Here is a 9,908-nt window from a genome sequence, read left to right as displayed (position 1 = left end):
TTAGTCTGAAACATAGCGGCGCTGACGATGGACGCACGGGGGAAGGTGGTCGGCAGCGTCGTATGTGTATAAGAGACCGGGGCGGGGCGGCGGGGGGACCCGCGGGTGGACCGGCGGGCGGGCCCGACGCCGGCGCGGGCACGGGCGTGGGCGCGGGGGAGCTGCGGCTGGTGGAGACCGCCTGCATGGTGATGCTCGCCGCATTCCTGGTGTCGCGGCCGTCCTTCGACCACTACCTGCTGGTGGTGCTCCCGCTGCTGCTCGCCTCCGCCGTACGGGAGGGCTCGGTGGCCCGTTCGCCCTGGTTCTGGCTGGCCCTGGCCCCCCAGGTCGCAGGCATCCCGGGGCCCTCCATGGCGGACAACCACTGGCGGGCCTTCGAGGACTGTTTCGCCCTGTGCGGTGTGGCGGCGGCCCTGATGCGGAGGTGTGCGGCCGCGCCTCGGGTTAATCTGGTCGGCGTACGAACGACAGGAGCCGCGCGCGGCGCGGAGAAGGCCCAGGCCGGATCCGTTCCGCCGTTTTGACCCGTCCGGGGCAGCGCGGGTATCCTGCTGGTTCGTTATGCGTATTGGCTTGTTCATTCTCACGTGAAAGGGCCCTTACGCCGGTCCACCGGGCCGATGACCAGCGGTACACACGGGTTGCGTCCCCGTAGTGCACCAGGGCTGTCGTGATCGTCCGTGGTGACCCTTGTCAGGACCCATCCCCGGGGCTAGCCCAGGGGATACACCACCACTGAAGAAGCGAAGGCATACGACCGTGCGTACGTACAGCCCCAAGCCCGGCGACATCTCGCGCCAGTGGCTCGTCATTGACGCCCAGGACGTTGTCCTCGGCCGTCTGGCGACCCAGGCCGCTGCCCTCCTGCGGGGCAAGCACAAGCCCACCTACGCCCCCCACATGGACATGGGCGACTTCGTCATCATCGTGAACGCCGACAAGGTCCACCTGTCCGGCAACAAGCGTGAGCAGAAGATGGCGTACCGCCACTCGGGTTACCCGGGCGGTCTCCGCAGCGTCCGCTACGACGACCTGCTGGCGAACAACCCGGAGAAGGCCGTCGAGAAGGCCGTCAAGGGCATGCTCCCCAAGAACTCCCTGGGCCGTCAGATGCTCTCGAAGCTGAAGGTCTACTCGGGCGACCAGCACCCGCACGCTGCCCAGCAGCCGGTGCCGTTCGAGATCACCCAGGTCGCGCAGTAATCCCGGCCACCCCCTAAGACACAGAGAATTCTGAGGAGAATCGTGGCCGAGACCACCTTCGAAGCCCCCGTCGAGGGCGACGAGACCTACGACGCTGTGACCACCTTCGAGTCCGAGGCGCCGGAGGGTGACTACACCTCCGAGTCCCTGGCCTCCCGCTTCGGCGACCCGCAGCCGGCCGCCGGCCTGGGCCGTCGCAAGAACGCCATCGCCCGCGTCCGGATCGTCCCGGGCACCGGCAAGTGGAAGATCAACGGTCGCACCCTTGAGGACTACTTCCCCAACAAGGTGCACCAGCAGGAAGTCAACGAGCCCTTCAAGGTGCTCGAGCTCGACGGCCGCTACGACGTCATCGCCCGCATCGCGGGTGGCGGCGTCTCCGGCCAGGCCGGCGCCCTGCGCCTCGGCGTGGCCCGCGCCCTGAACGAGGCGGACGTGGACAACAACCGCGGCCCGCTGAAGAAGGCCGGCTTCCTCTCCCGTGACGACCGCGCGGTCGAGCGGAAGAAGGCCGGTCTGAAGAAGGCCCGCAAGGCTCCGCAGTACAGCAAGCGCTAAACCCCGCCTGCTGCTCTGCACGAATCCGCCCCGGCGGCACACTCTGTGCTGTCCGGGGCGGTTCGTTTACCGCCGTCCGCGGCACATACCTGTCACACGCGGTCACGTACAACGATGTACCCAGCGCGAACTCGGAGGACAACAGTGGGACGACTCTTCGGCACGGACGGTGTACGCGGTGTCGCCAACGCGGATCTGACGGCCGAGCTGGCGCTCGGCCTCTCCGTGGCGGCCGCCCATGTGCTCGCCGAAGCGGGCACCTTCGAGGGACACCGGCCGACCGCCGTGGTCGGCCGTGACCCGCGGGCCTCGGGCGAGTTCCTGGAGGCCGCGGTCGTCGCGGGCCTGGCCAGCGCGGGCGTGGACGTCCTGCGCGTCGGTGTGCTGCCCACCCCGGCGGTGGCGTACCTCACCGGTGCGCTGGGCGCCGACCTCGGCGTGATGCTCTCCGCCAGCCACAACGCCATGCCCGACAACGGCATCAAGTTCTTCGCGCGCGGCGGCCACAAGCTGGCCGACGAGCTGGAGGACAGCATCGAGTCCGTCTACGAGCAGCACCGCACCGGCGCCCCCTGGGACCGCCCGACGGGCGCGGGCGTGGGCCGGGTCTCCGACTACGACGAGGGCTTCGACAAGTACGTCGCCCACCTCATCGGCGTCCTGCCGAACCGCCTCGACGGCCTGAAGATCGTCCTCGACGAGGCGCACGGCGCGGCCGCCCGCGTCTCCCCCGAGGCCTTCGCCCGTGCCGGGGCCGAGATCGTCACCATCGGCGCCGAGCCGGACGGCCTGAACATCAACGACGGCTGCGGCTCGACCCACCTCGACCTGCTCAAGCGCGCCGTCGTCGAGCACGGGGCGGACCTCGGCATCGCCCACGACGGCGACGCCGACCGCTGCCTGGCCGTGGACGCGGCGGGCGACGAGGTCGACGGCGACCAGATCCTCGCGGTCCTGGCCCTGGCCATGCGCGAGGCCGGCCAGCTGCGGGGGAACACCGTGGTCGGCACCGTCATGTCCAACCTCGGCTTCAAGCTGGCCATGGAGCGCGAGGGCATCGAGCTCGTGCAGACCGGTGTCGGCGACCGGTACGTGCTGGAGTCGATGAAGGAGCACGGCTACGCGCTGGGCGGCGAGCAGTCCGGCCACGTGATCATCCTCGACCATGCCACGACCGGCGACGGCACGCTGACCGGCCTGATGCTGGCGGCCCGGGTGGCGGCCACCGGCCGGACCCTCGCCGAGCTCGCCGGGGTCATGCAGCGCCTGCCGCAGGTCCTGGTCAACGTCCCCGACGTGGACAAGTCCCGCGTCGGCACGTCCGCCGAGCTGGCCGCGGCCGTCGCGGACGCGGAGCGCGAGCTGGGCAGCACCGGACGGGTGCTGCTGCGCCCCTCCGGTACGGAGCCGCTCGTACGGGTGATGGTGGAGGCCGCCGACATCGAGCAGGCCCGCGCCGTCGCCGGCCGCCTCGCGGACGTCGTGAAGTCGGCGCTGGGCTGACGGCTTGAGGGCTGGGGCCTGAGCGCCCGCCGCTGCGGCCCCTGTCCCGGTCAGCCCCGGGGGAGGGGCCGCCTCCACCGCCCGCGCTGGGTGCGCCACAGCACCTTCCACGCGAGCAGGGTGAGTACGCCGGCGACGATGATCCCGGCCAGGTTCAGCAGGAGCTGCTCCGTCGACCCCCACATCTGCCCGAAGTCGCCGTAGCTGAGGGCCACGGCGGCGTTGGCGCCGGCCGGGACGGTGGTCACCGAGATGGCGACGCCGACCAGCGCGCCGGACTTCGCCGAGGTCAGCGACAGCATGCCCGCCGTCCCCGCGAGTACGGCCACCACGAAGGAGAACGGGTCCGGCTGCCAGATGAAGCTGGTGTTCGGCCGCGGGTCGTCCAGCAGCCCCTCCCGGAACAGCCCGAGCGCGTCCATCACCAGGCTGAACACCGTCGTCGCGACGATGGCCGCGGCGAACCCGATCAGCAGGGCCGCGAGCGAACGCGCGGCCAGCCTGGGCCTGCGCTGCACCACGCCCGTGCACACCCCGGCCAGCGGCCCGAACTCGGGGCCGACCGCCATCGCGCCCACGATCAGGATCGCGTTGTCGAGCACCACACCGCAGGCCGCGATCATCGTGGCGAGGATCATGAACGCGGCGTAGGTGATGGTGAGGGCGGACTCCTCGTGGGTGGCCTCGGCGAGCTGCTCCCAGATCACCGCGTCCGCCGGTTCGCCGGGGGCCTCCAGCTCGGCCTCGTCGGCCCGCTTCGACAACGTCAGGTCGATGTTCTCGACGGCGATCGAGCCGTCCCGGTCGACACCGAGCAGCCGGAGCTCGTGCAGCAGCTGGTCACCGGCCTCCCGGGCGACGTCGCACAGGACCAGATCGCCCTCCGGGTTCCGGGCGGCGCCGGGCAGGACGACCAGGTGGGTGGTGCCGACGGTCGAACCGATGACCTCGACCACCGCCTCCGTGCGGTCGGCCGGGGTGATCAGCCTCAGATGCAGCATGCTCAGAGCTTACGGAGACTCAGCCGCTGCACCTTGTGATCCGGGCCCTTACGGATGATCAGGTTGGCCCGGCCGCGGGTCGGGGCCACGTTCTCCAGCAGGTTGGGGCGGTTGATCGTCCGCCACATGGTGCGCGCGTACTCCAGGGCCTCCTCCTCCGAGACCTGGGTGTACTTCCGGAAGTAGGAGAAAGGATTCTGGAAGGCGGTCTCGCGCAGCTTGCGGAAGCGGTTGAGGTACCAGCGTTCGATGTCCTCGGGGCGCGCGTCGACGTAGACGGAGAAGTCGAAGAAGTCCGCGAGCCCGACCCGGGTACGGCCGTCCTTGCCGGGCAGGGCCGGCTGGAGCACGTTCAGCCCCTCCACGATCAGGATGTCCGGGCGGCGTACGACGAGCTTCTCGCCGGGCACGATGTCGTAGATGAGGTGGGAGTAGACCGGGGCGGTGACCTCCTCCTTGCCGGCCTTGATGTCGGCGACGAAGCGGGTCAGGGCGCGCCGGTCGTAGGACTCGGGGAAGCCCTTGCGCGAGGTCAGGCCGCGCTCCTGGAGCTCCTTCATCGGGTAGAGGAAGCCGTCGGTGGTGACGCGCTCCACCCGGGGGTGCTCGGGCCAGCGGGCCAGCAGCGCCTGGAGCAGGCGGGCCACGGTGGACTTGCCGACGGCCACGGAGCCCGCGACGCCTATGACGAACGGGGTGCCGGTCTGGGCGCAGTGCCCGTTGCCCGTGTCGCCGAGGAAGGTGTTGAGCGCGCCCCGCAGGTTGCTGGTGGCGCCGACGTAGAGGTTCAGCAGCCGGGACAGCGGCAGGTAGACGTCACGCACCTCGTCGAGGTCGATGACGTCGCCGAGGCCGCGCAGCCGCTCGACCTCGTCGGCGGTCAGCGGCAGCGGGGTCCGGTCGCGCAGGGCGCTCCACTCGGCCCGGGTGAGGTCGACGTAGGGGGAGCCCTCGGCGCGGTGCCGGGAGGGTGCGCTTCGTGGCGGCGAAGTGATCACACCGCCATTGTCGGCGTTCCGGGCGGCCTGTGGGTGGTGGGGTCGGTCACGTGGGGTACGGGCAGGTGTCGCAGGGGTCTCGCGTCGGTCACGATAGGGGGCTTGGCGCGAATGCGGCTGATCATGGGTCGGTACCGCCCGGTAGATTGCGCTGCGTAGTCATCAGCTCATCAGCTCATCGTTCACCAGTTCATCGGGGGGAATCTCGCCGTGCGTAGCACCATGCGTAGCACCATCGTCCGTCGTTCTGTCATGACCGCGTCCGCTGTCTCGCTGGCCCTGCTGGCCACGGCCTGCGGCTCGGACAAGCCGGCGGACAAGAAGGACGAGCCGAAGGGTGGCGCGTCCTCCGCGGCGGCGGCCGCGCCGGCGGCGAAGGCCAAGACCGACGCGGAGCTGGCGACGCTGCTGGTCACGCAGGCGGACCTGTCGGACCAGCTCGTCAAGCAGGAGACCGCCGCCAAGGCCGCCGCCGCGCCCGCGGTCCAGACCGACAAGCCCGAGTGCAAGCCGCTGGCCCAGATCCAGTCGCTCCAGAAGGTCGGCTCCGCCGCCGGCGTCGCCCGGACCGTGACCGTCGCCAAGCCGAAGGAGCCGGCCGCCAACGCCTCCGCCGAGGAGAAGCTGAAGGCCTCCCTGGAGGCCCTCCAGAGCACGGCCACGTCGGTCTCCCTCACCTCCTACGACGGCAAGGGCGCCGAGGAGGCCTTCGCCTCCCTCAAGGCCGCGGGCACGGCCTGCGCCGGCGGCTACTCGGTGACCCAGGAGGGCGACACGACCAAGATCGACAGCGTCGCGCCCGGCACGGCCGTCACCGCCGGCGACGAGGCGCTCTCCCTGACCACCGTGATGAACCTGGACGACGCGGGCAAGGCCAAGACCCACATCATCGTCGTACGCAAGGGCAACACCCTGGCCGGATTCAGCGCCCTGAGCCTCGGCGGCGACGCCGTCTTCCCGAAGACCGTCGTCGACGCCCAGGCCAAGAAGCTCGGCTGACCCTTCGTCCGACAGGCCGTCAACCCCGCTCCGGTGGCTTCCACCGGGCGGGGTTTTCGTCTGCTCCAGGTACGGGGCAGGCGGCCGACTTCGGCGTACGCTGCGCCCTATGTGCGGAATTGTGGGTTACGTGGGAGCGCAGTCGGCGCTCGATGTGGTCATCGCCGGACTCAAGCGGCTGGAGTACCGCGGCTACGACTCGGCCGGCGTCGCCGTGCTCGCCGACGGGGGACTGGCCACCGCCAAGAAGGCCGGAAAACTGGTCAACCTGGAGAAGACCCTGGTAGGGCAACCGCTGCCGAGCGGGTCCACCGGCATCGGGCACACCCGCTGGGCCACCCACGGCGGGCCGACGGACGGCAACGCCCACCCCCACCTCGACAACGCGGGGCGCGTCGCCGTCGTCCACAACGGCATCATCGAGAACTTCGCCGCCCTGCGCACCGAACTCACCGAGCGCGGGCACCTGCTGCAGTCCGAGACCGACACCGAGGTGGTCGCCCACCTGCTCACCGAGTGCTTCTCCTCCACCGGCGACCTCGCCGAGGCCATGCGCCAGGTCTGCCGCCGGCTGGAAGGGGCGTTCACCCTGGTCGCCGTGCACGCCGACGAGCCGGACGTGGTCGTCGGCGCCCGGCGCAACTCCCCGCTGGTGGTGGGCGTCGGCGAGGGCGAGAACTTCCTCGCCTCCGACGTGGCCGCCTTCATCGCCCACACCCGCTCCGCCATCGAGCTCGGCCAGGACCAGGTCGTCGAACTGCGCCGCGACGCCGTCACCGTGACCGACTTCGACGGCGCACCGGCCGACGTACGGGCGTACCACGTCGACTGGGACGCCTCGGCCGCCGAGAAGGGCGGCTACGACTACTTCATGCTCAAGGAGATCGCCGAGCAGCCCAAGGCGGTCGCCGACACCCTCCTGGGCCGGATCGACGCGGGCGGGACGCTCAGCCTGGACGAGGTGCGCATCCCGGCCTCGGTGCTGCGGGAGATCGACAAGGTCGTCATCGTGGCGTGCGGGACGGCGTACCACGCGGGCCTGATCGCGAAGCTGGCCATCGAGCACTGGACGCGCATCCCGTGCGAGACGGAGCTGGCGAGCGAGTTCCGCTACCGCGACCCGATCCTGGACCAGCGCACCCTGGTCGTGGCGATCTCCCAGTCCGGCGAGACCATGGACACCCTGATGGCGCTGCGCCACGCGCGCGAGCAGGGAGCCAAGGTGCTGGCCGTCTGCAACACCAACGGCTCCACCATCCCCCGCGAGTCGGACGCCGTCCTGTACACCCACGCCGGGCCGGAGGTGGCGGTCGCCTCGACCAAGGCGTTCCTGACCCAGCTGGTGGCCTGCTACCTGGTCGCGCTGTACCTCGGACAGGTACGGGGCACCAAGTGGGGCGACGAGATCCAGGCGGTGATCCGCGAACTGTCGGAGATCTCGGGCGCGGTGGACACCGTACTGGAGACGATGGAGCCGGTGCGCGCGCTCGCCCGGTCGCTCGCAGAGAAGAACACGGTGCTGTTCCTGGGCCGGCACGTCGGCTACCCGGTCGCCCTGGAGGGCGCGCTCAAGCTCAAGGAACTGGCGTACATGCACGCCGAGGGCTTCGCGGCGGGCGAGCTGAAGCACGGTCCGATCGCGCTGATCGAGGACGACCTGCCGGTGGTGGTCGTGGTGCCGTCGCCGCGCGGGCGGTCGGTCCTGCACGACAAGATCGTCTCCAACATCCAGGAGATCCGGGCGCGGGGCGCGCGGACCATCGTGATCGCGGAGGAGGGTGACGAGGCGGTCGTCCCGTACGCCGACCACCTGATCCGCATCCCGGCCACGCCGACGTTGCTCCAGCCGCTGGTGGCGACGGTGCCGTTGCAGGTGTTCGCGTGCGAGCTGGCGACGGCGCGGGGCAACGAGGTGGACCAGCCGCGTAATCTCGCGAAGTCGGTAACGGTGGAGTAGGGCCGGCCCTGCGGGGCCGGCGGGCGACGGGACGTTTGTTGTGATCATCGGCGTGGGCATCGACGTGGCGGAGATCGACCGGTTCGCGGCGGCGATGGAGCGGACACCGCATCTGGCGCAGCGGCTGTTCGTGGACGCCGAGTTGCTGCTGCCGAGCGGCGAGCGGCGCGGGATCGCGTCGCTCGCGGCGCGGTTCGCGGCGAAGGAGGCCCTGGCGAAGGCACTGGGCGCACCGGGGAACCTGCTGTGGACGGACGCGGAGGTGTACGTCGAGGACAGCGGCCAGCCAAGGCTCCGGGTTACGGGCACGGTGGCGGCGCGGGCGGCGGACCTGGGCGTGGCGTCCTGGCACGTCTCGCTCAGCCATGACGCCGGGGTGGCGTCGGCGGTGGTCATCGCCGAGGGGTGAGGGCTGTTGCCTCCTCGGCGGGGCGGATCCGTCCTGCCACGGCTTCCGCGGCGGGGCGGATCCGTCACCGCTCCCTCGGTGGGGCGATGCGGCCTGCGGCCTGCGGCCTGCGGCCTGCGGCCTGCGGCCTGCGGTGGCGTTGCCGGTGCCCTCTGGGCAGGGGTGCGGCGGAGCTTGTCGGTCGTCAGCCGTGCCGGCCTCGGGGGCGGTGCCCTGCGTGCGCGGCCGTTCGGCGGTGCCGTGCCGGTGCGGGTGAGGGAACGTCACGTCGGCGACCTCGACATCGGAGCCGTGCGGCGTCGGCGTCCGGGCTCCCAGGGCGCCACCGAGTGGGTGGCGACGAGCGGGTGGCGCCGAGCGGGCGGCGCCGGCACCGGGCCGGTCGGCTCGGGCCTGTCCTCCGCGCCCTGGGGCCCGCTCGGTCCTCCGCCCGGGCTCCCGGCCGGCGTCGGCCGGGGGCCGGGTCGGGGCGGCCGACGCCGTCGGCGCACACATCGGCGGCGTCGCCGAACGTGTCGGCTGCCGGGCGGTGTCGGGGTGGCGGGTGGGGCGGTGATCGCGCGAGGCTGGGGCCCATGCGGACTGCGTACGGGGTGGAGACGGTACGGGCGGCGGAGCGCGAGCTGATGGCGCGGTTGCCGGAGGGCGCGCTGATGCAGCGCGCGGCGGCGGGCCTGGCGGCGGCCTGCGCCCAACTGCTGCGCGGGGCCGACCTGGCGAGCGAACCGGGGAGCGAACCGGGGAGCGAACGGGGGTACGGCCGCGGCGGGTCCGCCGGCCGGGGGCGGCGCCGGGGCGGCCGCCGAGGGTTCGGCGCCAGGCAGGTCGGCGATGCGTGGTTCTCGGCCGGCGAGATCGGCGACGCGCGCTTCGGGGCCGGTCGGGTCGGCGACGCGCGCTCCGGGATCGGCCGGGTTGCCGACGTGGGGTTCTCGGCCGGCGAGGCCGGTGACGCGCTGGGCAGGGCCGGCCAGGTCGGCGACGCGCGCTTCGGGGCCGGCCGGGTTGCCGACATGGGGTTCCTGGCCGGCGAGGTCGGTGACGTGCCGGGCGGGGGCGGGTGGGTCCCCGGCGTGCGACGCCGTGTCGTCGGTGCGCGGGTCGGGGTGTTGGCCGGGGTCGGGGACAACGGGGGAGACGCCCTGTACGCCGGGGCGCGGCTCGCGCGGCGGGGGGCCCGGGTGCACGCCGTGCTGCTGGATCCGCAGCGGGTGCACGCCGGCGGGCTCGCCGCGCTGCTCGCCGCCGGCGGCCGGGTCGCCGAAGCGCTGCCGGAC

10 protein-coding genes are annotated in these 9,908 nt (G+C 72.0%); 8 read left to right on the top strand and 2 right to left on the bottom strand.

What is annotated here, in order from left to right; translation table 11 throughout:
• Positions 1–62 precede the first annotated feature (62 nt).
• The 4 genes from GPJ59_RS37850 to glmM all read left to right on the top strand — a co-directional run bounded on the left by GPJ59_RS37850 (position 63) and on the right by glmM (position 3,267).
• Positions 63–527: a hypothetical protein gene (locus GPJ59_RS37850; RefSeq protein WP_374200925.1), complete on the top strand. Its 465-nt coding sequence runs from the start codon at positions 63–65 to the stop codon at positions 525–527.
• 235 nt (positions 528–762) lie between these two features.
• The gene (gene rplM, locus GPJ59_RS28050) at positions 763–1,206 is read left to right on the top strand and encodes a 50S ribosomal protein L13 (protein WP_219670494.1); all 444 of its coding nucleotides are present in this window, start codon (positions 763–765) and stop codon (positions 1,204–1,206) included.
• A gap of 42 nt (positions 1,207–1,248) precedes the next feature.
• The gene (rpsI, locus tag GPJ59_RS28045) at positions 1,249–1,764 is read left to right on the top strand and encodes a 30S ribosomal protein S9 (RefSeq protein WP_219670493.1); all 516 of its coding nucleotides are present in this window, start codon (positions 1,249–1,251) and stop codon (positions 1,762–1,764) included.
• A gap of 144 nt (positions 1,765–1,908) precedes the next feature.
• Positions 1,909–3,267 carry a phosphoglucosamine mutase gene (glmM, locus tag GPJ59_RS28040; RefSeq protein ID WP_219670492.1) on the top strand — a complete coding sequence of 453 codons (1,359 nt, stop codon included), beginning with the start codon at positions 1,909–1,911 and terminating at the stop codon, positions 3,265–3,267.
• Between the two features lie 50 nt (positions 3,268–3,317).
• On the opposite strand, the gene GPJ59_RS28035 is transcribed toward glmM, so the two are convergent.
• Complete coding sequence (locus GPJ59_RS28035) at positions 3,318–4,268, bottom strand: DUF389 domain-containing protein (protein ID WP_219670491.1); 951 nt, start codon at positions 4,266–4,268, stop codon at positions 3,318–3,320.
• Between the two features lie 2 nt (positions 4,269–4,270).
• The gene (coaA, locus tag GPJ59_RS28030; protein WP_219670490.1) at positions 4,271–5,266 is read right to left on the bottom strand and encodes a type I pantothenate kinase; all 996 of its coding nucleotides are present in this window, start codon (positions 5,264–5,266) and stop codon (positions 4,271–4,273) included.
• 252 nt (positions 5,267–5,518) lie between these two features.
• Here coaA and GPJ59_RS28025 point away from each other — a divergent pair, with 252 nt between their 5' ends.
• From GPJ59_RS28025 to GPJ59_RS28010, 4 genes are all read left to right on the top strand, one after another.
• Positions 5,519–6,265: a hypothetical protein gene (locus GPJ59_RS28025; protein WP_219670489.1), complete on the top strand. Its 747-nt coding sequence runs from the start codon at positions 5,519–5,521 to the stop codon at positions 6,263–6,265.
• Between the two features lie 109 nt (positions 6,266–6,374).
• Positions 6,375–8,222: a glutamine--fructose-6-phosphate transaminase (isomerizing) gene (gene glmS / locus GPJ59_RS28020; RefSeq protein ID WP_219670488.1), complete on the top strand. Its 1,848-nt coding sequence runs from the start codon at positions 6,375–6,377 to the stop codon at positions 8,220–8,222.
• A gap of 40 nt (positions 8,223–8,262) precedes the next feature.
• The gene (locus tag GPJ59_RS28015) at positions 8,263–8,631 is read left to right on the top strand and encodes a holo-ACP synthase (protein ID WP_219670487.1); all 369 of its coding nucleotides are present in this window, start codon (positions 8,263–8,265) and stop codon (positions 8,629–8,631) included.
• 575 nt (positions 8,632–9,206) lie between these two features.
• Positions 9,207–9,908, top strand: a 702-nt coding sequence (locus tag GPJ59_RS28010) for an NAD(P)H-hydrate epimerase (RefSeq protein ID WP_308120524.1), incomplete at its 3' end; no start/stop codon positions are given.

Origin of the sequence: Streptomyces bambusae (genome assembly GCF_019400985.1) — a bacterium.
GTDB classification, from domain to species: Bacteria; Actinomycetota; Actinomycetes; order Streptomycetales; family Streptomycetaceae; genus Streptomyces; species Streptomyces bambusae_A.
Note: the sequence above shows the minus strand (reverse complement) of the source record. Positions and strands in the feature narration are given on the sequence as shown.